Raw genomic sequence first — 25,407 nt, 5'->3', positions numbered from 1 at the left:
AGCTTTGTGGTGACTTATCAGCCGCATTTAGGTAACCAAAAACATAGTGTACATTGAATGTCCTGTGCAGAGGTTGCTTCGTTCCTCGCAATTGACGAGCGGGAAAAGATGTCACATAAAAAGCCGGCTGTGAAGACACAGCCGGCCGGTTAAATAATATTTTCTCACCATGGTCCATCGTCTATGGACTAATCTACCACACCTTCGTCCTGTCCTCAGGTTTTTTATACAACTTATCGCCGGGCTTTATATTAAACGCTTTGTACCAGGCATCCATATTTGTTAAAGGTGCGATAGTGCGGTATTGCTCGGGCGAGTGCGGGTCGGTTAATATGCGTTGAGCTGCTGCCTCGGGGCGCTGCGAACTGCGCCATACCTGGGCCCATGACAGGAAGAACCGCTGATCGGGCGTAAAGCCGTCGATCTTTTTGTTGGACTGGCCCTCTTTGGTTTTCTTAAATGCTGCATAGGCTACATTTAAACCACCCAAGTCGGCAAGGTTTTCGCCGAGGGTAAGCTTGCCATTTACGTGGATGGTATCAACCACGGTAAACCCGTTGTATTGGGCCACTACTTGGTCGGCGCGCTGTTGAAATTTATCCGCGTCCTCTTTGGTCCACCAGTCGCGCAGGGTGCCGTCGGCATCATACTTGCGGCCTTCGTCGTCAAATCCATGGGTCATTTCATGGCCGATAACCGAGCCGATACCACCATAGTTAACGGCATCATCTGCCCCAAAATCAAAGAATGGAAATTGCAATATCCCCGCAGGGAAAGTAATTTCATTATTGTTTGGGCTATATGATGCATTTATGGTCGGCGGTGTCATCCCCCAGCGGGTTTTATCCACGGGCTTGCCCAGTTGGCTTACATTATAATTATAACGCCATTGTGCTATCCTGCGCAGGTTGCCGGCATAGTCGTCTTTGTCAATCTCCAGGCCCTGGTACTGCTGCCATTTATCAGGGTAGCCAATTTTAACGCTGAACGCGGCCAGCTTTTTCAATGCACGGGCCTTTGTTTCGGCGCTCATCCATGTTAAGTTTTGGATGCGTTCGCCCAGTGTTACTTTTAGGTTATCAACCAGCTTGGCCATATACGCTTTTGCGGCCGGCGGGAAATACTTTTCGACATATAATTGCCCCAGCAGTTCACCAAGGCTGCCATCAACCAGATTCGACATGCGTTCATCGCGCGGGGCCTGTACTTTTTGCCCGCTTAACGAACTGCTGAAATTAAAGCTTGCCTTAACAAACGGTGAGCTCAGCGACGAGGCCGAACCTTTCAATACGTTCCATTGCAGGTAGGTTTTCCAGTCGGCAACCGGTGTAGCGGCAAGCTGGGCATCCAACGCTTTGTAAAAATCGGGGGCCGAAACCAGTATCGAATCCTGTGCTTTTATCTGCATTAAAGGCAATAACTGTACCCAGTTGAGGTTTGGGCTTAGTTTACTGAAATCGCCCACAGCCAGTTTGTTGTAAGTTTTATTTGGGTCGCGCATAGCAACGCGGCTTAGCTGGGCCTTTGCAATGGCGGTTTCAATACCGAAAACTGTTTCTGCATTTTTAGCGGCCTCATCATCGGTTGAGCCGGTAAGCTTAAACAGCGAAATAATGTATTGCTTATAGGCGACCTGTATTTTTTTAGTGCGGTCATCATTTTTTAAATAATTGTCCCTGTCCGGTAGGGTGGTGCCGCCCTGCCCAAAGCTCACGACATTTACGGCAGGATGTTTGGAATCCTGCTCTACGCGGAAGCCAAACAATGGGTTGCCCACGCCATTTGTGCGTTCATAAACGGCTTCCCTGATCACACCGTCCAGATCCGTTACCTTAGCTACCCGTTCCAGATCGGGTTTAATGGGGTCGTAGCCGCGTTTTTCAATGGCAAGGCTATCCATGCCGCTGGCGTATAAATCGCCAATGCGCTGTTTCGGGCTACCTTTTGGCTGGCCAGGCATTTTATTTACATCGTTTAATATGCCAATTAAGCGGGTCGTGTTTTCCTGATGCAGAATACTGAAACTACCCCACCGGGTTTCTTTTGCAGGTATGGCGTTGTTTTTTAGCCAATTGCCGTCGGCATATTCAAAAAAATCGTCCCCCGGTTTTACCGAGAGATCCATGTTAGATGGGTCGATATATTTTTTGAGATTTAAGGTCAAATCCGGCGTTTTCGGGTTGTCCTTGTTTTTTGTGTGCACCTGGGCAAAAGCGCTGGCGGAAAGGCATAACAAACCCGCCAGCATAAAGTGTTTTATGTTTTGTTTCATAATCAGTTACTGAAAAACTAAAGTTAATAAATTACGAAGCAAGGCTGCAAGCCGGCAGGGGGGATGGCTACTTATTAAACCATTTTATCAAAAAAGATGATCGCGCTCTTTTGAGTATTTCCAATAAAAAACGGTGTAAATGCAGTGTTTTAGCGAACATTTGGCGTTGTTTATAGATTAAACTTTTTAATTGTAAAAATATTGTGGCGGAAGGGAAGAAGTCCATAGACCATAGGAGCGCACGGAATAGCGGTAATGCTACTTTACGGCGCTTTGATATACTTTCCGGTAAAAACTATGGTCTATGGTCTATCGACTATGGACTTTCTTTTTTAAATTTGCACCCTATGAGTATTTCTAAAACATACCTGCCGCAAGAGACTGAAGAAAAATGGTACAGCTACTGGTTAAAGCACGATTTTTTTAAATCGGTGCCTGATGAACGCGAACCTTATACTGTTGTTATCCCTCCGCCAAATGTAACAGGTGTGCTGCACATGGGGCATATGTTAAACAATACCATACAGGATGTACTGGTTCGCCGCGCGCGTATGAAAGGCAAAAACGCATGCTGGGTACCGGGTACCGACCATGCCAGCATTGCCACAGAAGCAAAGGTTGTTGCTATGCTGAAAGAGCGCGGTATCAGCAAAAAAGACCTTACCCGCGAGGAGTTTTTGGCTTATGCCTGGGAGTGGAAAGAAAAATACGGTGGCATCATCCTCGATCAGTTAAAAAAACTTGGTGCATCATGTGATTGGGACCGAACGCGCTTTACTTTGGAGGATGACCTGTCGGAAGCGGTAATCGATACTTTTATCCACCTATATAAAAAAGGCCTGATTTACCGCGGAGTTCGTATGGTAAACTGGGACCCGCAGGGGAAAACTGCGGTAAGTGATGAAGAGGTTATACGTAAAGAAGTTAATCAGAAGCTTTATTATATACGTTATAAAGTCGTAAGTTCTGAGTCTGAAGTCTCGAGTCCGGATTACTTAACAATAGCAACGACTCGTCCTGAAACCATTATGGCTGATGCGGCTATCTGTATCAACCCCAATGATGAGCGATATTTTTATTTGCACGGAAAAAAAGTATTGATTCCGTTAATTAACAGGGAAATACCGGTTATCCTGGATGAATACGTTACCATGGATTTTGGTACCGGATGTTTAAAGGTAACCCCTGCGCACGATTTGAATGACTACGAGCTTGGCCAAAAGCATAACCTGCCAGTTATCGATATTTTGAATGACGATGGCACCTTGAACGAAAAGGCGCAGATATTAGTTGGCGAAGACCGTTTTGCCGCCCGTAAAAAAATAGCGGCGCTGCTTGAGGCTGATGGTTATTTAGATAAGATTGAAGACTACAAATCGCAAATTGGATTTTCGGAACGTACGGATGCGGTTATTGAGCCAAAGCTATCTATGCAGTGGTTTTGCAAAATGACCGAAATGGCGCAGCCTGCTTTGGACTATGTGCTGAAAGGCGAAATAAAGCTAATACCTGACAAGTTTACCAATACCTACCGTTACTGGATGGAAAACGTGAAGGATTGGTGTATAAGCCGCCAGCTTTGGTGGGGACAGCGAATACCTGCCTGGTACCTACCAAACGGCCAATTTGTAATTGCCAAAAGCAAGGAAGAAGCATTTGAGGAAGCAAAAACCAAGAGTCACGGAATTAGCATAGATGAATTGGTGCAGGAGGAGGATGTAGTCGATACGTGGTTTTCGGCCTGGCTGTGGCCGATATCGGTATTTGATGGTTTTAAGGATCCAAACAATGCCGATATCAACTATTATTACCCTACTAACGATTTGGTTACTGCGCCAGAGATACTGTTCTTCTGGGTAGCCAGGATGATTATGGCCGGGCATGAGTTTAGGGGTGAGGCACCGTTTAAAAACGTTTATTTAACCGGCATAGTTAGGGACAAGCTTGGTCGGAAAATGTCGAAATCGTTAGGCAACTCGCCGGACCCGCTGGCATTGATAGAAAAGTTTGGCGCTGACGGTGTTAGGGTAGGGATGCTGCTTTGTTCGCCTGCGGGTAACGACTTGATGTTTGATGAAAGTTACTGCGAGCAAGGCAGGAATTTCGCCAACAAAATATGGAACGCATTTAAACTGGTTAAAGGCTGGGAGGTTGACGAAAAGCTTGAAAGCGCAAATGCTGTTGCCATTGAGTGGTTTGAAAGCCGTTTCAACCAGGCCTTAACGGAGATAGAAGGCAACTTTACACAATTCCGTCTTTCGGAGGCTCTGATGAGCACCTATAAATTAGTATGGGACGACTTCTGTGCCTGGTACCTTGAGATGGTTAAGCCGGCTTACCAGCAAGATGTTGAAAAACAAGCTATCGATAGTGAAACCTATTCGGCCACTGTTCGGTTTTTCGAAAATATCTTAAAAATATTGCACCCGTTTATGCCATTTATTACCGAAGAGCTGTGGCACGACGACTTATTTGGGGCGCGGCAGGAACTTGATTGTTGTATAGTTGCCCAATTACCGAAAGGTGGGCAAATAAATACACGTCTGCTTGACGAGGTGGAAATTGTGAAACAAATTATAACACAGGTGCGCAACATTCGTAATGCAAAACAAATATCACCAAAAGAAAAATTGGGTCTTTCGGTTAAAGCAAACTCGCAGGTTGATTATAAAGGTTATGAATTAATTATAACTAAACTCGCCAACACCAACGCGCTCGATTTTGTTAGCGACAAGCTGGCACAGGCTGCGGGCTTTATGGTCTCAACTGATGAGTTTTACGTGCCTTTGGAGGAGAAAATAGACCCGGTTGAAGAGTGTGCAAGACTGCAAAAAGAGAAGGATTATTTGACTGGGTTTTTAAAGGCGGTTAACTCAAAGTTAGGTAATGAGCGCTTTATGGCTAATGCAAAACCCGAGATTATTGAGGTTGAGTTAAAGAAAAAGGCCGATGCGGAAGCCAAGTTGAATATAATTGAAGAAGGCTTGACAGCTTTGGCTTGCTAATTGCATATCTGTTTGCGATAAATTATGATGAGCAGGGGGTTTACTTTTCTACACCTCTTGCTAATATTGAATTTTATAGGCAACTTTAACAGATTAGTGCTACATTAATGAGCAAGGACGCAGGCTTTTTTAACTTTTCCTTATCCAACATACTCTCGACCGAACAATCCATCCTCGACCAGGCTCGTATCCGCCTGCTTTATTATGGCCTTTGGATAGTGATGGTAGTTGTAGCCGGCTTGTTTCTAAGCGTTTATTTTCAACACCTTGAGTTTTTAACGGTTACTGCAGCAATCGTTTTTTTTTGCGTTGTATGCCTGTTTAAATACCTTACTTATAAACCTGAATGGCGGGTGATATCACATGCGTTGCTGATAATTGCAACGTTGATAAATTTATCCAATGTTTTTATTACCATTCAAAAGGTTGATATTATTACCATACAGGTTATTTTGCTGGTGCTGTTGTTTAGTTATTACATGCTTGGGCAACGTGCCGGGTTAGGGTATTCGTTACTTAATATTATTCCGGTACTTGCCTTTTATGTTTTAAACTATAATCAAAGCTACTTTATCCCACTAAGGCCCGAGGAACTTGACCAGTCGACAATCATCATCAGTATGTTTGCCAACTTTATTATTATCATTTATATCCACAGCCATTTTTACAGTGCATTCTTGAAAAACATCAAGGAGCTTAAGCAAACCAGCGAGGACCAGGCGGTGCTGAACGCCAAATTGGAACTGGCAATAAGCAAAGCCGAAAAATCATCACAGGTAAAATCAGAGTTTTTGGCTACCATGTCGCACGAGATCCGCACCCCCCTGAATGCAATAATAGGGATGAGCAACCTCATGATTATGGCTAACCCGCGGCCCGATCAAAAGGAAAATCTTAACGTACTGAAATCCTCGGCAAATAACCTGCAATCTATCGTAAACGATGTGCTTGATTTTAACAAGATAGAGGCAGGCAAGGTGATTTTCGAGACCGTGAAATTTAACTTTGTTGATTTAATGCAAAATATTTGCGGTGCACAAAAGCTAAAGGCGGAAGAAAAAGGACTGTCATTTACTTTAAAAATAGACCCCGTGCTTCAAAAAAGGGTGCTTTTTGGCGATCCCACCCGGCTTACACAAATACTGTTTAATCTTGTAAGCAACGCTATTAAATTTACCCGCGATGGTAGCATTTATGTGAAGGCGTTTTGCTACGAAGACCGTAACAATAAATTAAGAATCACCTTTACCGTTAAAGATACCGGTATCGGCATTGACAAGAATAACCTGCAAAGCATTTTTGAGCCCTTCACCCAGGAATCAATAACTACAACGCGTCAGTATGGCGGTACAGGTATGGGTCTTGCAATTGTAAAACGCCTGCTCGAACTGCAGGGGCTGCACATGCACGTATCAAGTAAGGTAGGCGAGGGTTCGGAGTTTTCGTTTAATATGGAGTTCCAGGTATCAAACGCAAATATCAACGAAGTTGGCGACAAACATCCGCTGTTGCAAAATACCGACAGCCTAAGCAATCTGCGCATATTAATCGCCGAAGATAACCCGGTGAATGTATTGCTGATGAAAAAACTATTATCCAAATGGAAAATTGCGCCTACCATTGCCGAAAACGGGGAGAAAGCAATTGAAACTTTCCAGAATGGCGATTTCGACATTATATTAATGGATTTGCAAATGCCGGTAATGAATGGTTTTGATGCGTCGATGGGTATCAGGAAGCTGCCAAATCCCAAAAAAGCAAACGTGCCTATTATTGCATTAACTGCTGCAGCACTGTTGGATATTGAAGAGCAGGTGTTAAACGCTGGTATGAATGACTACGTTTCAAAGCCATTTAAGCCGGAAGAGCTGATGGAAAAAATTCAGAACCTGGTTTTTGCTGATGCCGGTCATAGTGTCGCGTAAAACGGCATTTCTTCGATAAATTTATAATCTCTTTCTTCGAAATTAATAACGCAGTAATAATGCTGCAGCCCGTTGGTAATCGCCAGCAGCTTTACTTTGTGCACCATATTATACCGGGCCACCTGGTCGAAGGTTTTTTGATCGATGGTTATTGACGGGGCCTTGCACTCAACTAATAAAATTTTTTCGCCGGCGGGATTATAAACCACAATGTCGGTACGCTTGGCCATGCCATGCAGTTTATGACCACCCTCAAGCTTAATAAGCGATTTGGGGTAGTTTTTTTGATTGATTAAATACTGTACAAAATGCTGGCGCACCCATTCTTCGGGAGTGATAATAATGTCCCGCTTCCTGATAACATCAAACAATGTTAGCTGTCCGTTAGCATCGGTTATTTTGAATGGATAGGGCGGGAGATTAAGCGGCAACAGCAAGTCCATACTGCGAAAATGGTTATTTTATGAGGAGAATCCTAATTTGAATTGGTTAGTAGTTGATTAAGTTGATTAAGTGAGTAGTTGTTATAACCATTCACAATTCTCCGCTCACCACTCACCAAAAATCACTATTTTGCACCCTGATATGAGCGCCGCAGATATTATTAAGGATCTTAAAAATAAAAAGTACAAGCCTGTTTATTTACTACACGGCGAGGAGCCTTATTTTATTGATCTGGTGGGCGAATACGTGGAACGCAAGTTACTATCTGAGGCCGAAAAAGGCTTTAACCAAACCGTTTTGTATGGCAAGGATACCGATATAATGACGGTGCTGGGCGCGTCGAAACGTTACCCCATGATGGCCGACTACCAGGTGGTTTTGGTAAAAGAGGCCCAGGATATGAAGTGGGGCAGCGACGATGCTGATAAAAAAAGCATAAACCCCTTGCTTAGCTACCTGGAGAACCCGCTGCCGAGCACCATACTGGTGTTTTGCTATAAATACGGCAAATTTGATAAACGAAAAAAAACTTATAAGGCCATTGAAAAAAATGGGCTCATTTTTGAGTCGGCTGCTTTGTATGACAGTAAGATACCGGCATGGATTGAAGGTTTCGTAGCCGAAAAAGGTTACAAGATAAACCCGCAGGCCTCGCTGATGTTGTCGGAATACCTGGGTAACGACCTGTCGAAAATATCAAACGAACTGGAAAAGCTGATGCTGAACGTGCAGGCCGGGCAGGAAATCACGCTAAAGCATATCCACGACAACATCGGCATCAGTAAAGAATACAACGTTTTTGAACTGCAGGCAGCCCTTGGTCGTAAAGATGCCCTTAAAGCTAACCAGATAATCAATTATTTTGAGGCAAACCCAAAAGCAAACCCCATTGTATTGGCGCTCGGCAACCTGAATAATTTTTTTAGCAAGGTGCTCACTTATCATTATATAAAGGACAAATCCCCGCAGACGCTCGCCAGGGAACTGGGCGTTAGTCCATATTTTATAAAGGACTATGAGCAGGCAGCCCGCAGCTTTAATTACGGCAAAACCATGCAAATCATCAGCTACCTGCGCGAATACGATTTAAAAAGTAAAGGTGTTGACTCCAATACCGACCATGGCGGGCTGATGAAGGAATTGGTGTTTAAGATTTTGCATTGAAAAAACACAAAAGGTGAAGTAGGCCTGTTTTTAAACGATGCCAGCGGTAAGCCCAGGCTTAATATCTACATCAATAAACAAAATCAACCGGTTATCGAAACATTGGATGAAAACGGGCGCATAGTTTCTTCAAAATAATAAATATTTACTTTTGGTAAATTTAATTACTAAATATAAAGTATTTTCATACTTTTGCGGTGGACTAAATCTTAAAACAATGAAGAAATTTTTACCCGCATTATTATTGCTATTCATTTGCGCAGTTGCGCTAAACTCCTGCAAAAAAAGCAGCATAACACCATCAAACGCTATCAGTATTTCGTTAAAAATTAACGGTACAGCCAAAAGTACTTTAACACCGGTAACCGATTATATTGTTAGCGAACAGACGTTGCAAATAATGGGGGCCTTTGGTACCGAAGGGCTATCTATAATGGTTATGGGTGCTAAGGTTGGCACTTTTGATGCCGCTAAGGACGAGGCTATCATGAGCTATTCAACAAAAGCTGATTTTCAATATACTTATATTGCCTCAACCGGCACAGTTACCATTACCTCGCTTACTGATACCATGGTGGCAGGTACTTTCCAGTTTAGCGGTCCCGACCCAAGCGGGCATGTTGGCACCGTAACCGAAGGGAAGTTTAATTGTAAATTGTACAAACAGTAATTGTTGCAAATATTAAAAAGGCCGGCAGCGTTTAACGTTGCCGGCCTTTTGTTGCGTTATACTTTCGCAGTAAACTTATCAGCGGTTATTTTTACCTGGTCGTTAAGGTCGCTTTCCATAACGAATCCCAGGATTATTTTCCCGTTTTTGCCAGTGATGGTGAGTGTTACATTTTCGTCTTTTCCGTCCTTTTTTATAACGGCATGTATCACAGTTTTACCGGTTTTATAAGATTGCGACCATGCGCAAGTGTTTGTTTTTATCACGCCGTTAATCCTGTGCTGACCATTTACCGAAATATCAACAGCCGTTTTACTTATTTCTACCAGTACCGTTTCTTTCTCAGATCGTATTAACTTACCTGTGGCATCCACGTGGTCGGTTGCGGTTGAGGTTAACAAGGCGGTTTTGCCGCACTGCGCAAGGCTTGTACCGGTAATAGCCAGCAGTAGTGTCAATGTGGAGAGTATCTTTTTCATGTTGATAATAATTGAAAATTATCGACTGCTTATACCTTCTCGATAAACTTATCAATGCCAACTTTTATCTTATCGCCCGGCTGGCTTTCCATTTCAAACAGCAGGGTAACTTTTCCGTCTTTACCTTCAATGGTAATGGTGATATTTTCGTCCTGTCCGTCATGGTCGGCAGTAGCTTTTATTACGGTTTTGCCTTCTTTAAACGGAACGGTCCAGTTGCAGGTATTTGACTTTATGGGGGCGGTTATTTTATGCTCGCCGTTAACGCTGATATCTACAGCTGTTTTGCTGATGTCGATAACCGCGGTTTCATCGTCGCTGCGGGTAATGGTTCCTTTTTCGTCGAGGTGATTAGTTTTTGATGAGGAAAGCTCCACTGTTTTTTCGCACTGAGCAAAGGTTAGAGCTGTTAGTCCTATTAATAATGATAGTGTTAAAATGACTTTTTTCATGATCGTGGTTTTATGTTATGTGTAATAAATTTATTCGTTTTTTATTTTCTCGTCTTTTCTGGCTTCAGACTTTCCCTCATTTCCCTTTTAAAACATTGCTAATGCCGTCGCACATTTTTTTGATGCGCAGGTATGACGCAGTTGAGTTTCTGCGTTTGTCAAGCTCAATCTTCAGTTCTCCAGGCGATTCTTTTACATAGAAATTTGTTTTATCGGCCAGGGTGGTGGTGACATTAAAATAGTCATGAGTCGACTTGAAAAGGCCATTTGGCGCAATGCTGTAATTAATATAATCCTGCACTCGTCCGGTTGCGTCTTCGGCAAATGATGCAGTGTAGGTATAGTAGTCGTCGGTGTTTTTTACAGATATAGAAATATCGCCATTGTTGCGCTGATATTTTATCCAGCCCACAAAAATGCTCAATGCCACCAGGCAAAAAGCGGCTATAAAAAAGCTAGCTTTCATGTTATTGGTTTTTTTAGGGTGATTGATGGTGATGCTCATTATTCTTTAAGGGAGTGCTTTTATATCCCTACTTCACAAAGATATATGTTTAATACAGTAATATGCAATACATAGTTCTATTTAAACATGTGGTTTAGATATAAAGTATTGATAATGAGTGTTATAATTTTAATTTAATTTTATTGGTGAGGATAGATGATAGTGTTTTATCTCTAAATGTCCGGATTACAGTGATCAAGTAAGGCTTGGAAACCATTGAACCGGGGTTTAAATCAACGACTCATTGCCAAACAAAAAAAAGGGGCTTAACGTACAACTGCCCATTAAATGCTGTTTTGACAGTTTTAATATTACACCATATACCAGTTTACTTAATGATTATTGACGAAAAGCGTTTACACGATGTTGCCGGATTTATTGATTTTGATCTTGAAAATGATGCCGAACTGCTTGAAATAGTTGAGCTGGCCTCAGCAGTCACTGCCTCGCCGTATGTGTTAATTGCTTTACAGGATAGTGGTGTTTTGCACCTGAAGGTTAGAAAAGGTATTGATTTGACCCAGGTAGCTGCCAATGGCAGCCTTTGTATCCAGGCTTTTCAGCAAGATGATGTGATAATTATTTCGGATACCCTGAATGATCCCCGCTGTATTAGCAACCCTAACGTCTCCGGTGGTCTTGGCATCCGTTTTTTTGCCGGCATGCCACTAGTTGCGACAGGTGGGGAACGGGTCGGTGTATTGGCCATTTATGATGTGAAGCCTAAAACGCTTGATGACCACCAATGCCTCGTGCTTAAAATACTGGCTGCACAAGCTGCAAAGGCCTTTGAGTTAAAAGCTGCGGCGAAGTTGTTGCGTAAAAAGCAACAGGAGCTGGAAGAACAAAAGGAATTTAACAACGATGCATCCATAAGGCTGCGCTCATTTTTCGAAAGTTCTACCAATTTCCATGTACTGCTTGGGAAAAGCGGTGAAGTTATTGATTTTAATAAAACAGCAGTTGCTTTTGTGCGCACCGTGCATAACGCTAAACTGTTGCGCGGCGATCAATTTGTAAAGTACCTGCACCCTGCTTTTGTCAGCACCTTTTTGAAACGCTATAACGAGGCACTGGACGGTAAAAAGTCATTCGAAGAAGGTTCAACAGATTATGACGATATAGGCACAATTTGGTGGGAAGCCGCGTTCGAGACCGCCCGTGATAATAATGATGAAATAATAGGCATATCGTACCTTATTCGCAACGTTACCGAGCGCAAACTCAAAGAGAAAAAAATCATCGACCAAAATACATCCCTGCTAAAAATAGCTCACATACAGGCCCATGAGTTCCGCGCACCGCTGACCTCGATAATGGGCTTGATGGGACTTATAAAAGATGCCGACTATGAAGCCCCCCGAGAGTACCTGGAAATGCTGAGCGATGCGGTATATGCGCTGGATGATAAAATAAAATCAATAGTTGCTGATATTGATAATACGGTGATTAACCCGTATGTGCCGCACTATGAATAGGATGTGCCCACAAAAAAAAGCCGCATAAATTACTATGCAGCTTTTTTTGTGATATTACCAGGCTATTTTATCCGGTAACCGAGGCCAATGCCCAAAACCAGCGGATTAATTTTTACCACTGCCGGGATGTTTGCCAAAACGGGCGCCAGCTGCGGTGAAGATGCAGGTGTCAAGTTTGAAGCATTAACTGTAACATTGGTTTTTAGCCATATTTTTTTCACATCTATATTCAGGAAAAACTGTTTGCTCAAGTCGATATCAGTACCAGCCTGTGCGGCAAAGCTGAAGTGATTTTTATAGCTTACACTGCTCACAACAGGCCCAGGGTCGCCGCCGTAAAATATGGTGTAATTAACGCCCACGCCAAGGTATGGTTTAACTACACTGCCGGTTGGCGCATGATATTGTAGCGTAAGAGTGGGAGGAAGTAACCATTTCTTTCCCAAAGGAACATCCGCAGATGTGCTGCCGCCAATTGCCGACAGGTTTGATGACGTGGTGCTAACTGTATGCCTGGTAGTTCCGAGTATCAGCTCGGCCGAAAAGTTGTTGGCGAAAAAATAAGTAAAATCAAGTTCGGGAACTATGGTGTGGTTAATTTTCACACCGCCGCCAATTACGCCAATAGTGGCGCTTTCCTGCGGATCAACGTCAATGGCACGAAGGCGGATGTCGAGCTCGTGTTTTTGCTGGGCAAAGCAAGTTGCTGCTGTAATAAGTACTAAAGTAAAGGATGAAAGGATAAGCTTTTTCATATTGTTTATATTAAATTATGGCGCAAATCTATTCTCTAAAATTTCGCCGCATTTGATGAAGAGCATGTTAGAAACTGATAGTTATCATAGTATGAAATAATGGATTTTATTAATTTTCGGATTTTTCCGGAGCCGATCTGGCTAACGGCGGAAGCAAAAACTTGTTGGAAGTTACAGCCGTCATACCTCACAGAATTGAGGTGCAGTTTTTCGCTTTTTAACTTGCCGGCCTTAGTAATGCGGCAATGGTGCCCGGTTGAGTGCAGAGCGGATAATTAGCCCGGCGTAGCCATTGTCGGCGCTGGTTGATGTATTAAACTTTATGCCGGTTCGCCAGTCTTCCGGTGCCTCGGCATGGAACCCGACAAGCATTATCCACCCTTCACCATATGTGCCTTGTACAATGGCAGGCGTGCCATCGGGGTATTTGCCGGCTACAGCGCCCCAGCCGGCAAATTGCGGTCCATCCTCCCAGTACTGATCCTGTGCGGGCGCACCGGGAGTGGTAATAGCCAGCGCCGCCTTGCGGATGCCCTGGTTTTCGGCAGCGTAAAAACCAAAGCACGCGCCCGACGTTAGGTTAAAGCCATTATAGTAGATCGATTTACCGGCAAGGAAGCCACCCGCGCATATACCAAGGTAATTTAGGCCATGTTTTACTGAGTTTCGAACCCTGGCTGTTGTAGCCGGCGTGAGGCTTTTTCCCATATCGATGAAATTTCCACCAGGTATAATCAGCAGGCGGTAGTTTTGCATCTGTAATTCGCTCATACCGTTTAATTCTGAAGAATTGGCGGTAGTGTAGTAGAGGTGATTGTTATTAAGAATTGCTTCAATCGCGTTGACATCATTGGGCGAAGTCCCGGTGCCATTGAATAAAAGAATTTGAGCCACGCCTCCGGTGGGTGTGTTACTTTTGTTTTTATAATTTGTACAGGCGGTAAAAGCAGTTATTGCCATAGAAAAAAACACAGAAACAAAAGTCCGTCGCAAACTATCATCTGCAGTATGCAGATTTAAATTAGGTTTTCCGATAAACTTAACTTTCATTAATGCAGGCATTTAATAACTGCAAGCTACAAAATAATAAAAGCACGCCTAACAAGAAAAAGTGTTAAGCGCCGAAGTGGCGAAGATATAAACTACGCAACCAGCTCGATATTAATCACCAGTTCTATAAACCTTAACCGGCCCAAGCAATCCCGACTCCAGCAACGGGGTGCTTCCCCTCAGCATATCAAAGCGGAACGCATCATGCGTTTTGGTAAACCTTTTTTCTTTTGGCAGATTCAGGTCGCCAATAACGCGATTGGCCCATAAATTGATCACATCAACTTCCAACAAATTGCCGGTTGGTTTTACAGCCCCGGTAATTTCAACCCGCCAGGGGGCGCACCAAAGTACGCCCAGTTTCTTTCCGTTTAACCGTACAACGGCCACATTTCTTACTGCACCGAGGTCAAGAAATAACCTTTTATTCTTTTTTATTACCGTCACATTTCGGCCAGCATCCTTACCCAAATCAAACTTCTTACTGTAAGTAGCTGTCCCCGAATAATACTTTATGCCTTCTTCAGGCCGTTTGGTCCAGCTGATAAGTTGCGGAAATGCGGCTTTCACCGGACCGCCCCAATTCGGATCAAATGCGGCATTCCAGGGGCCATTGAGTTCACGCACTTCTGCTAGTTTAGGGAAGTTACCACCGGCCGATATTTTAGCATTCAAGACTACCGGCTTACGGAATACAATGAAATATGAACTGAAGGCATCCAGCTCAAGCGGCAATGTAGTAGTGGTGTTGGTTTGATTATAAGCTTTTGCCATAACAGTTTTACCCGATACCGCATCCCATATTTCGGGCAGTTTCCCGGCAACCCGGAAGGTAAAGTCGCGTGTTTGGCGCTGATTGGTGCGGTTGATAACGAAATAGATTTCCGCATCGCCGCTGGTGCGGTGGATATAATCAAACGTCCCAGGGTTTTTAGTTTGCCCCGGGAAAGTAAAGTCGGGGGCAATTCCGTCGGCAAGGAGAACTTCCTTTGGAGTTTTCCCCCAGATAATGCGCCCTTTTCCTACCCTGCGTTCCGTGCGGGTTATGCCATCCAGGTCGCCCCATATTTCCGCAGCCATCTTCCGCACCTGTTCATCGCATTGGGGGTAATTTTTCAATTCGGCGGAAACATCCGGTGGCGAGCCGATAACTGTTGCTCCCGCGGTTATCATTGCCCGCAATTTCGTAATAACCGGCAGCGACATTGCATTAGATGGGATAGGGGACACCGACAGGCCCTGGTAGGAACCAACCTGCTTAGCAATCTCCGGCGATGGGGAAGTGCAATTTTGCAATACCAACACCCGGTAGCTCATGCCATCAGGCAAAACAATACGGCCGTTTTTCACCGACATCCTGTTTAACAGAACGTCGGGATTACTATAATCACAGTCGTAGCCCGGGCCCAGTGTGGGGATATTGTATTTTGGCGGTGCCAGTAGTGGCGGTCTTTCGCCAAGGTAAAAGCAAACATCACCCACAAATTTCCCCTGCTGTAACATGTATTGGCAACGGGAAAGATACGTGAAGAATGCCGGCGATTGCTCCCACCAAGTGATATTCGGGGTAAAATGCTGCCCCGCGCAAAACTCATAGCCAGGTTTGCCATCTGAAGGCGGTTGACAGGTAGCCTGGTGAAGCATCAGGCGGTTGATACCTTCGCAAAACGCCTGGTTGGCATAAGGCTTTAAATCCGACGGGCCAAGCGACCAGTGCGTGCGGTCCTGTTCCTGCTGGGTGAAGGACTCGGCTTCTGCCTGCTGCTTGCCGTATACATGCGCCGCCGATGAGGTTTGCTTCAGATTGAGCCGTTGCATCGGGTCTTTATTATAACCATCCGGCGATTTATAGTGCCCGTTTACCCAAAATTCACCTGCGAGTATGTCACTATGGCCAAAATTTTTCAATACATCCTGCGGTGGGATGTCATTTGGCCCTCCGGCTTCGTTGCCAACTTGCATGCCATGCTGGTGGCACAATTCCTCAAAACGCCCGTAAAAATTCTCGGCGATACAATCCTGTATAGTACGGTCGAAATCATCTCGGAACCTTGCAGATACATCCGCATTAATGATTTTATAGCCGGCCAAAACAGGCATATAAGGTTCCAATTGATAACCGCGAAACCTGGTAAATTGATTGGCAAAATCCTGGGTCCAGGTAAGCTTTCCGCACTCCCAGCTGTCGGACCACAGATAGTCGAGCTTGCCGCCTGCCTTTTCGGCTTCGTCTATCACGACCTTGCCTAAATGGGCAAAATAATCATCCAGTGCCCGCCGGCTTAAGTAGTCTATTTCATATCCTTCACCGCCCTCAAAAGTGTCCCCCTCGGGGTAAGCGTGCCATTTGCTCCATGGGTGCCCGGTTAAAGTGTAGCCTGTTCGCAAGATAACCCATTTGCCGTTTGGAACATCCCAATCCAAATGGCCGTTATCGTCTATTTTATTAGTTAAATTGATTATGTTTTTGGGGTCTATTTGTTTGTTACTGTCCGGTAGTGGAAATGCCTGCACCATGATATCATGGTAATAACCCTCTATTTTTTCAGGCTGCGGAAGCGTCCCGGAAAATTTAGCCGGCCCGGTTGTTTTCAACTCAGCCGATACAACCTTTTTCATGGCATTATCCAGCGTTACCGATGGCCCCATCATCGTCCAGCCTCCGGCAAGGTTAAAACCTATTTCCATATGGAGCCTTTTCGCCTCCCTTATAGCATAGCGGAAAAGTTCGCGCCACTCATCGCCGAGGAATTTTACACCCGGCAGCGGCGCCTTGCCTGCGTATCCCCCTGTACAAATTAGGTTAACGCCACTGATCCCTTTTGCTTTAAACTGTTCCAAATCGCGCGTAATACCCTCTTTTGTAACCCGGTTGAAGAGCCACCACCAGTAAACCCGCGGTTTTGCAGAATCGGGCGGCGAACGAAATGAATTTAATAAAGTATCGGTGCCCGGTGGGATAGTTTTGTTGTGATTTTTTTCAGGGTTTACCCGCCTTACGCCATTAATATTCAAAACAAACGTTGCTGTTAAAACTATTAAAAAGCAGAGTTTCCGGAGATACATTTTGTTCATAATGCTGAAAAAGACTGAACGGGTAAGATAGCAGTTTAAGTGATAGCTAATGAACTGCATTTACCGTCACACAGGGTCAAATTTAAGGGCAATGAAGCAGTAACTGTCCTGCACTGTCTTCTATCACAATTGTAAACGGATAAACGAACGAGGCCTGAGCGGAAAGGAAATTTAAGCTAAGAAAACCTATTTTATTGTACAGCCACCAGCAATGTTCCGGTGTTATCTGACGGGGCGAAAGTAAAGGCGGCTATTTTAGTGCCTTGAGTACGTAAATAGTATTTTATTATACCGCCTTTGGTTTCGGCGTCTTCTATTTTTACGCCGATATCGGCATATTGCCTTACGGTCATAATGCCGCCGGCAAAAGCGTTAAAGGCAAGTATTGCGCTTTTATCATTCACATCTTTGGCTTTAAAAATAGCCACATACACGGTAATGCCTTTTGCGTTTACAATAACGTATTGCTCGCTGGCGCCTAAATCAAGGCCTTTTACCTTATAGTATGAACTTTCATTGGCATCTTTTTGCACAAAGTCCCCTTTAAAATCGGCAAAGTGGTTGTTTATGCCCATCACGGCCTTTAGCATGTTGCGGGCAATGGTTAATGACTGAACCTGTTGCTGCTCGGTTGTTGGCAGCATGCCGAACTCCTGGGCGCTAACGCCTATAGGTACAAAGCCAATAATTAAAAGGGTGATAAAAAATAATTTCGACCGCATGAGTTTGCTCTTGTAATTAGTTTACTTACTAAATATACAAGCATCATATCGCATAAAAAATGTTACTAAATGCGTATTTTTTGTTGAAATGTTAGGGTTTTAATGTGATATAAATGTGATGGCTGGTTTAATACAATTATCGTTTTGGCAGTCATTAAAAGCGTTACATTAAATATTCTATACCAAGAAGGGTTTACACCCCTGCAGCTTCAATTTCCTTTATCATGGCCTGCGCGTTTACCGGGTACCTTGTGGCCGCCTGTTTATAGCTGCCGTCTTTTTTTATAATGATGTAGGTAGGGTAGCCGGTTGCTTTAACTTTTTGCATAATGTCATCGGTTAATTTAGGGTTGGCTAAAATGTGCTCTCCTTCAATCTGGAAGTAAGCAATTTGTTTTTTCCATTCTTTTTCCCGTCCAGCTTCACCATTGGCGATGTATAGAAAAATAACATTTTTCCCTTTGAAGTGATCCCTAAGCTGTTTGGCATTTTTTTGTATCTCCTGTCTGCATGGGCCACACCAGGTGCCCCACATATCCACTAATACAGTTTTGCCTTTAGTGAGCTTTACCACATCGTTCATGGTATTGAGTTTTGCTCCGTTATCAGCAACAAAAATGGCCTTGTTGCTAAGTGCGTTTTTTTGTTTACCAACTATCCCGGCAATTGGGTTGCTAAACCCTTTGACGTAGGCGCTTTCCGGGTATTTTTTTTTAAAATGATTAAACAGGTAAACAGCCGATGGATAATCTGCTTCGTGATATACGAATTTTAATGCCTGGCCATATTCAAATTCTGCTGCCTTCCCCTTGAAATATTTATCAATAACCTTCGTCATTAAGATTCCCTGGCGTGCCTCTTTGAAAAGCTTTTCTCCCTTTACGGTGTCGCAATTAAACCATTTTTTGAAAAACAACCGCCGGTTGGTTAGATATTCTCCCCAAAGATCACCCGACCGCCGGATGATAAGAAAATTGATGAATTGAGCATAATTATTAGATCCTAACGCCTCGTCATTATTCAAATTTGCCTTCAAAAACAAGCTGTCCTGGATTTTGCGCCATTTTGGATCCTGGTCTTTGGGTTTGCCATAAATGCTGCTTTGATATGAATAATAATAATCGCAAACAGCCTGGTATTGCAAATTAAGTGTCGTGGCCTTTATAAATCCGGACCAGGGTTTGTGTTCGGCAATATAGTTAGTCAATATGCCCTTGTTAAGTTGAAATTGCTTGTTTATGGTCGCTATAACACGATCAGGCTTTGTGTCACTTTTAAATGCCTGCAGGTCTGAACCGGCTAACATCGAAATTTCAGGCTGATTATTCTCGCTGCCCTTGCCGGTGACAGTGAAATTATTATTCTTTTTCGAAAAATCAGCAGTAAGGAAAAGTTCATCGCCAGGCGATAGGTAAAGATTATAAGTAAGTTCGCTGTTTGACGAAAAATATAAAACAAGACTTACTGGCTTATCGATCGTCACGGTATACGACGCCGAATGATGTGCATCCAGGCGAAGGGCGGTATCGTTGCCCCTGGTCAGGTTGTACCGCAGACCGGGGTCGTATACTCTAATTGTTCCCCTAAAATTTTTAACGGTAATATGAATGGTCGCATTATTGGCAAAGGTTGTTATTGAATACAGCAGAACTAATACGGCGGAGATAACAAGTTTTTTCATAGGGGGATCGGGTTTAGTTATAATGTAAATGTACGGGTCAATAATGGATTCCCAGCCCTTAGGGCCGGTTCACAAAAAAGCGTCGAATCTTCTGAACGGGCGCTAGATTAATGATTCCATTTAACGGACCCGTTTTTAAATGGCGACTTAGCTTCACATATTGCCAGTTCGCCCACATAACCATCTTTCTTTAGGTCATCGCTCGCAACCGGGCGATATTCGTTTTTGGCAACGCAAAATAGCACGGCGAGGCTATGCTTGCCCGCATTGTCCTTAATGGCATATTTATATGATTTTACGGCATTCACCGCAGCTTCGTCAAAACCATTACCGGCGCCTTTTGCCACAGCTATATCACTTATTATACCATCATTATCAAGGTTGAAGGTCAACACTACAACGCCCCCTTTGTACGCTTTTTTTGCTTCCAGCGGATACTCAATATTGTCGAGCATATAGTTGTAAAATTGATTCGCGTAGGGTGCATCCAGGTAGGATGCGACATCGAAAATATACCCTAAACGACTATGAACATCTTTAGGGTTAAAAAACTGCACAATAGATGAAGCTCCCGACGGAAAAGTATACCCATACTTTTCTTTCAGCATTTTCAAATCGGCAGGTGTGCACTTGCTCTCAAAATACCAGGTTCCTTCGCCGTTCTTATCGTATATCACGACTTGTGCAAATGATGTGTTATTGTTGTCACCTGGGAAGCCAACACCACTCTCGTCATATTCATATCCTTTACTTGTGCGGGGTGTTGGGTATTTATAATTGGTTATGATCAATTCTCCCCCAAATTCAGGGTCCTTGCCTAATGAGTCGGTTTTAAATATCGAATAATCATCAGTGAAAAAATATACCCCGATTTTTAATTTTTTGCCGGGGTCGTCGTTGACAATTCCTTTGTAGGCGTTAAACCCGTTCACCGCCAGGGCGTCCAGTTTGGCGCCACCGCTTTTAACAACTTTGGCATCGGTTATATGGCGGTCTTTATCCAGTGTAAAGCCAACTTCCACGAGTCCGCCTTTTTCGCCTTTGGCCGAGGTATAATGGACGTTTTTATGTAAAAAATGGTCCAAAGGATAATAGCCATCAACATTTACGATAGGTAAAATTGGTCGCCCGTCTTTTGTGATAAATTTTGTACTATCCTCAACTACCTCCACCTTGATATTGTGGCTTTTAAGTAATAACAGGCTGTCGGCCTTTGTAATTGTTGCTGCGGTATAAGCTACTTTTTTGTTTTGCTGATCAATTGAAAGCTTATCGGTTATGGTGGTTACTCCATTTTCGGTGATTTTTAATAGTTTACGCCTGGCGGTAAATTTTGCATTTAGCATGGCATATTTACCGGGCGATTTTAGGCTGGCAGGGGCAAGGTCCAACCAGGCATAGGTCTTACTGAACACCAGGGAAGATGCGCATAGTAGCGCAATACAGATTGGAATAGCAACCAGGTACTTCAACCTTGCCAACTTACCCGAACGTTGCTGATTCAGCATCATGATCCGCTTTTTCAAAAGGTTATAATTGAAAAACGAATGGGTAATTGATGAACCGCCAACGCCGTAAGCGTTGTTTAATAGAAACGAGGCGTAACTCAGCGCATCACTTTCGTGAGCTGCGGTTTGTTCGTCGGCAATATATTCGTGTATGCTTCGTAAACTGTTTTGCAACAGGTACACAAAGGGGTTAAACCAGTTGAATATCTTTAATAACTCGAGCAAAATAATATCGGCCGAGTGTTTTTGCCGGATGTGCACCAGTTCGTGCCTGATGATGGTATTGGCCCCGTGTGTGTCGGTGCCGATGAAAAGGTAATTAAAAAACGAAAACGCCACATCTGTTCCGTTTAAGTAGATCACCCGATACTTACCTTCATTAACCGCCTGTTTACTGCGGGTCATTTTAAATAAGGCGTACAGCTTGATAAAAAGGATACAAAGTAAAACGGCTGCGCCTGCGAGGTAGGCATACAACAAACCATCCTGCCAGGTAAAATGCCGTTCAATTACGGCAGGGGCGGTAGGTGCGCCAAGGGTAGGGGAGTGGTATTGTTCAGTAACATTTACAACCGGGGCCATAACAGGTGTAACAGGGCCGAATGTGTTTACCGGTTCAACTGGCTTTAACGGCCTTATTGCATATACGGGTTCGGCTGTTTTAACTGACCTTAACGCGCTTACCTGCACCAGCGGCAGTATAAAAGCGACTACGCAACTGAATATCAGGTACGCCCGGCTTAACTGGTAATGGGTATTGCGGTTTAAAAATAAGCAGTAGGCCAGGTAAAATACGCCGAGGTATAAGTTAGCTTCTGCAAGGTAATACAGGCCGTTCATTTCTTTTTGCGTTTAAGGTCTTCTATCAGTTGGGTTAGTTCGTCCAGTTGTTTTACGTCCAGCTTTTTCTCGTTGGCAATAAAAGACACCAGGCTTTTGTACGAGTTGCTGAAATAGCCACTCATCAGTTTGTCGAAAGTGAATTTCTTGTACTCCTCCCCGCTGATTAACGGAAAATACACGTGCGAATTGCCATAAGGCTTATGATCGACAAACTTTTTTCCCTCCAGCACGCGCACCACGGTCGAAACGGTGTTGTAGGCCGGCTTAGGTTCAGGCATAAGTTCAATAATGTCTTTTACCATGGCTTCTTTTAATTGCCATAATAATTGCATTATTGTTTCTTCGGCTTTAGTGAGTTCTTTGACAGGCATAGTAAACTAATTTCGTAGTTTACCAAATGTAAAAACTAATTTTATAGTTACAAACTATTTTCATAGTTTTTTTGAGTCTTGAGGCAGTAGTTGTAAAACCAATGTTTCGTACATTGACAATCACGGGTTGGTCTCCGCACAATATGTGTCAATTATTTGTCTACAGACTAATAAAATCCTATATACTATTCATATTTAGCCAAAATCGACAGAAAAAAAATAACGCACCAGACATTCTTTACTAATTAATTTTTGTTCGTACAAAAACATATTTCTTAAAAAAGACCGCTGGCTGGGCTGGTTGGCGCAAAGTATAACAGCCATAACTGGCTTACGATAGAGCTACATGTTGTAAATTCAATACAGGCACTGCCTTTGCAAGTACCTGCGCAATGAACTTCTTTATAAAAAATATGGTGGGCCCGCGGTGCAAAATGATTGTTGAGCTGGAATTTGAAAAAATCGGGTTAAAATGTATCAATATTGAGTTGGGGAGGGTAACCATTACGGGCGATGCTTCAGCGGCGCAAATTATGGAAGCAGGGCTTGCTTTATCAAACTACGGTTTGGTGCTGCTGGATAATAAAAAGAATATCTTAGTGGAACGTATTAAGCGGGTAATTGTGGATATGATTACTTATAGCGATTCGCCCCTTAAAACCAATTTCTCCGATTACCTCAGCACAGAATTAAACCTTGATTACACCTACCTCGCCAATATATTTTCGGATATACAGGGCACCACTATCGAGCAATTTATTATTTTACATAAAATACAGGCGGTTAAACAGCTGATCTGGCAGGACGAGCTTAACCTTACTGAAATTTCGTGGAAGCTCCATTACAGCAGCGTAGCGCACCTGTCTGCCCAATTTAAAAAGGTAACCGGCGTAACCCCGTCACATTTTAAACACGTTAGTTTTAACGACCAAAAAAGCGCCTGAAATATGTGTGAATTATATAACTTATAGCAAAAGTTATGTAACATATCGGCTACAACCCCTCCATAGTTTTGTACTATCCTTAGATCTGACCCAATAGGATCTACGGACCACTTACAATTTACTCTTCAAAACATTTATTCATGAAAAAAAGATTTACTCTTACTATGGATAGTACGCCATTGCCGAACGGCAAGCACTATCCAAACGTATTTAAGCCCATCGTGGCTACCATCCTGCTGGTTATTGCTTTAGCAGCAGGCTGCAAAAAAGACGACTTTAAAGGCGAAATAAAAGGTAACTGCCCCGTAGTAGTTTCAACCGACCCGGCTGATAAAGCGGTGGACGTTGTGCTTGAAAAAGCAATATCGGTAACGTTTAATACCAATATGTCTGTTGGTACCGTCAACGCTAATACATTTACTATAAAACAGGGTGCCACAGCAATTGCAGGCAAAATTACAGCATCGGCCGATGCTAAAACTTTTACGTTTACACCCACCGTGCCGCTTTTACCATTTGCAATTTACACAGGTACCATTACAACCGGGGCCACCGATACGCTGCGTACGGCGCTGGTTAGTAATTTTGTGTGGAGCTTTACCACCATCCCGCAGTTAACATTAACAGCAAACCCAACTATTGGCGGCACAGCCACAGGTGAAGGCGTGTTTGCCCGCGATTCGGTTGCTACCGCAACAGCTACGCCTAACGCAGGCTATGCTTTTGTTAACTGGACAGAAAACGGCACTATTGTTTCAACAAGCTCCAGCTACCAGTTTACCTTAAGCGCAAACCGTGCACTGGTTGCAAACTTTAAGGTGATCCCGCCATCGCAATTTGCAGTAGCGTTATCATCGCTGCCGGTTAAAGGCGGAACAACAAGCGGCTCGGGCGCTTACAATGCCGGTACCAAGGTAACGGTAACCGCATCGCCAAGCGCCAAGTATACGTTTATCAATTGGACGGAGAATGGCAACATAGTTTCCGCAAGCTCCAGTTACCAGTTTATTTTGGCAGGCAACCGCAAGCTAATTGCCAATTTTAAGGCCATACCTGCTTCGCAATTTGCACTTACCATAACCTCGAACCCGGCAGAAGGCGGTTCGACTACAGGTTCGGGTGCATATAATGCAGGGGCAACAGCAACTATACAGGCAACTGCAAATTCCGGCTACAACTTTACATCATGGAGCGGCGACGCATCGGGTTCAACCAATCCGTTAAACGTTACCATGAGTGCTAACAAAAACATCACGGCAAACTTTACGCTGATAGTGGTTGTGCCACCGCCAAACTTGGGCTCCATAGATATATTTGGTGCATTCGGTGGTAATGCAGGTGTAACCAACCAGGGCCTGAACACTATCATCAATAATGGCAGCATCGGCACAACAGCCGCATCAACCCTGATAACAGGCTTTCATGATGGCACAACCGCCGATGTGTATACCGAAACACCGCTTAACAAAGGCGACGTAACCGGTCGTATATACACCGCGCCACCCGCACCTGGTAACGCTACTTCGTTTGCCATTGCATCGCAGGCGCTTATTGATGCTACCATTGCTTATAACAGTATTTCCCCCGCATCAAAACCAGGCGGTACCGATCCGGGCGCCGGCGAATTAGGCGGACTGACTTTAGCAGCGGGCGTATACAAATCTGCCAGCGGTACATTTAAAATTACCAACGGTGATCTTACCCTCGATGCAAAAGGCGACCCGAATGCAGTATTTATATTCCAGACAGCTGCGGGGCTTACCGTAGGCACCGCCGGTCCGGCAGGAGCAAGGAACGTTAAACTGAAAGGCGGCGCACAAGCTAAAAATGTATTCTGGTATGTAGGCAGCGCAGCTGTAATTAATGGCGCAGGTGGCGGTATCATGACAGGTACCATCATTGCCACAGCAGGCGTTACGTTTTCAACAGCAGGCAATGCTGTGCAAACGGTATTAAACGGCAGGGCTATTTCATTGGTGGCTTCGGTTACCATGGTAAATACCACTATCAACGTGCCCCAATAACATTCAAATAGTTTACCCGGTTTATCCCCTTCGGGGGATT

Annotated in this window: 19 protein-coding genes; 7 read left to right on the top strand and 12 right to left on the bottom strand. The window is 43.9% G+C overall.

The genetic code is table 11. From position 1 onward, the window contains the following. Positions 1–193: 193 nt before the first annotated feature. Positions 194–2,272, bottom strand: a complete 2,079-nt coding sequence (locus Q0R52_RS13525; protein ID WP_295795195.1) for a M13 family metallopeptidase — start codon at positions 2,270–2,272, stop codon at positions 194–196. A 347-nt stretch (positions 2,273–2,619) separates the two neighbouring features. On the opposite strand from Q0R52_RS13525, the gene Q0R52_RS13520 reads away from it, so the two are divergent. Together Q0R52_RS13520 and Q0R52_RS13515 are read left to right on the top strand one after the other, a co-directional pair. Beyond that, complete coding sequence (locus tag Q0R52_RS13520) at positions 2,620–5,277, top strand: valine--tRNA ligase (RefSeq protein WP_295795193.1); 2,658 nt, start codon at positions 2,620–2,622, stop codon at positions 5,275–5,277. 107 nt (positions 5,278–5,384) lie between these two features. Beyond that, positions 5,385–7,202, top strand: coding sequence for a response regulator (locus tag Q0R52_RS13515; protein WP_295795192.1), 1,818 nt, complete (start codon positions 5,385–5,387; stop codon positions 7,200–7,202). Here the strand turns inward: Q0R52_RS13515 and Q0R52_RS13510 are convergent. Beyond that, positions 7,187–7,645, bottom strand: a complete 459-nt coding sequence (locus Q0R52_RS13510) for a type I restriction enzyme HsdR N-terminal domain-containing protein (protein ID WP_295795190.1) — start codon at positions 7,643–7,645, stop codon at positions 7,187–7,189. The genes Q0R52_RS13515 and Q0R52_RS13510 overlap by 16 nt on opposite strands. A 142-nt stretch (positions 7,646–7,787) precedes the next feature. Here Q0R52_RS13510 and holA point away from each other — a divergent pair, with 142 nt between their 5' ends. Next, on the top strand, positions 7,788–8,810 hold the full coding sequence (gene holA / locus Q0R52_RS13505) for a DNA polymerase III subunit delta (protein WP_295795188.1): 1,023 nt from the start codon (positions 7,788–7,790) through the stop codon (positions 8,808–8,810). A gap of 217 nt (positions 8,811–9,027) precedes the next feature. After that, a complete protein-coding gene (locus tag Q0R52_RS13500) occupies positions 9,028–9,480 on the top strand; it encodes a DUF6252 family protein (protein ID WP_295795187.1) in 453 nt (150 codons plus the stop codon). Between the two features lie 56 nt (positions 9,481–9,536). Here the strand turns inward: Q0R52_RS13500 and Q0R52_RS13495 are convergent, their stop codons facing one another. The 3 genes from Q0R52_RS13495 to Q0R52_RS13485 all read right to left on the bottom strand — a co-directional run bounded on the left by Q0R52_RS13495 (position 9,537) and on the right by Q0R52_RS13485 (position 10,877). Further along, positions 9,537–9,959, bottom strand: coding sequence for a hypothetical protein (locus Q0R52_RS13495; RefSeq protein ID WP_295795186.1), 423 nt, complete (start codon positions 9,957–9,959; stop codon positions 9,537–9,539). Positions 9,960–9,988: 29 nt separating this feature from the next. Further along, positions 9,989–10,411, bottom strand: a complete 423-nt coding sequence (locus Q0R52_RS13490; RefSeq protein WP_295795185.1) for a hypothetical protein — start codon at positions 10,409–10,411, stop codon at positions 9,989–9,991. A 76-nt stretch (positions 10,412–10,487) separates the two neighbouring features. Then, a complete protein-coding gene (locus tag Q0R52_RS13485) occupies positions 10,488–10,877 on the bottom strand; it encodes a hypothetical protein (RefSeq protein ID WP_295795184.1) in 390 nt (129 codons plus the stop codon). A 374-nt stretch (positions 10,878–11,251) separates the two neighbouring features. Here Q0R52_RS13485 and Q0R52_RS13480 point away from each other — a divergent pair, with 374 nt between their 5' ends. Continuing rightward, positions 11,252–12,394, top strand: a complete 1,143-nt coding sequence (locus tag Q0R52_RS13480; protein WP_295795183.1) for a GAF domain-containing protein — start codon at positions 11,252–11,254, stop codon at positions 12,392–12,394. A gap of 62 nt (positions 12,395–12,456) precedes the next feature. On the opposite strand, the gene Q0R52_RS13475 is transcribed toward Q0R52_RS13480, so the two are convergent. The 7 genes from Q0R52_RS13475 to Q0R52_RS13445 form a co-directional block, all read right to left on the bottom strand. After that, positions 12,457–13,149, bottom strand: a complete 693-nt coding sequence (locus tag Q0R52_RS13475) for an OmpW family outer membrane protein (protein ID WP_295795182.1) — start codon at positions 13,147–13,149, stop codon at positions 12,457–12,459. A gap of 231 nt (positions 13,150–13,380) precedes the next feature. Next, the gene (locus Q0R52_RS13470; RefSeq protein WP_295795181.1) at positions 13,381–14,199 is read right to left on the bottom strand and encodes a BPL-N domain-containing protein; all 819 of its coding nucleotides are present in this window, start codon (positions 14,197–14,199) and stop codon (positions 13,381–13,383) included. Between the two features lie 111 nt (positions 14,200–14,310). Then, entirely contained in the window at positions 14,311–17,214 is a 2,904-nt protein-coding gene (locus Q0R52_RS13465; protein ID WP_295795180.1) for a glycosyl hydrolase, read from the bottom strand. A gap of 251 nt (positions 17,215–17,465) precedes the next feature. Beyond that, on the bottom strand, positions 17,466–17,996 hold the full coding sequence (locus Q0R52_RS13460) for a hypothetical protein (protein WP_295795179.1): 531 nt from the start codon (positions 17,994–17,996) through the stop codon (positions 17,466–17,468). 193 nt (positions 17,997–18,189) lie between these two features. Beyond that, the gene (locus Q0R52_RS13455; protein ID WP_295795178.1) at positions 18,190–19,677 is read right to left on the bottom strand and encodes a TlpA disulfide reductase family protein; all 1,488 of its coding nucleotides are present in this window, start codon (positions 19,675–19,677) and stop codon (positions 18,190–18,192) included. Positions 19,678–19,784: 107 nt separating this feature from the next. Next, on the bottom strand, positions 19,785–22,025 hold the full coding sequence (locus Q0R52_RS13450; RefSeq protein WP_295795177.1) for a M56 family metallopeptidase: 2,241 nt from the start codon (positions 22,023–22,025) through the stop codon (positions 19,785–19,787). Further along, on the bottom strand, positions 22,022–22,399 hold the full coding sequence (locus Q0R52_RS13445; protein WP_295795176.1) for a BlaI/MecI/CopY family transcriptional regulator: 378 nt from the start codon (positions 22,397–22,399) through the stop codon (positions 22,022–22,024). Before Q0R52_RS13445 ends, Q0R52_RS13450 begins: the two co-directional genes overlap by 4 nt. A 392-nt stretch (positions 22,400–22,791) precedes the next feature. On the opposite strand from Q0R52_RS13445, the gene Q0R52_RS13440 reads away from it, so the two are divergent. Together Q0R52_RS13440 and Q0R52_RS13435 are read left to right on the top strand one after the other, a co-directional pair. Further along, entirely contained in the window at positions 22,792–23,343 is a 552-nt protein-coding gene (locus Q0R52_RS13440) for an AraC family transcriptional regulator (protein WP_295795175.1), read from the top strand. Positions 23,344–23,483: 140 nt separating this feature from the next. After that, positions 23,484–25,367 carry an ice-binding family protein gene (locus Q0R52_RS13435; RefSeq protein ID WP_295795174.1) on the top strand — a complete coding sequence of 628 codons (1,884 nt, stop codon included), beginning with the start codon at positions 23,484–23,486 and terminating at the stop codon, positions 25,365–25,367. The last annotated feature ends 40 nt before the right edge of the window (positions 25,368–25,407 follow it).

It is taken from the genome of Mucilaginibacter sp., assembly GCF_025359345.1.
Lineage (GTDB): Bacteria > Bacteroidota > Bacteroidia > Sphingobacteriales > Sphingobacteriaceae > Mucilaginibacter.
Note: the sequence above shows the minus strand (reverse complement) of the source record. Positions and strands in the feature narration are given on the sequence as shown.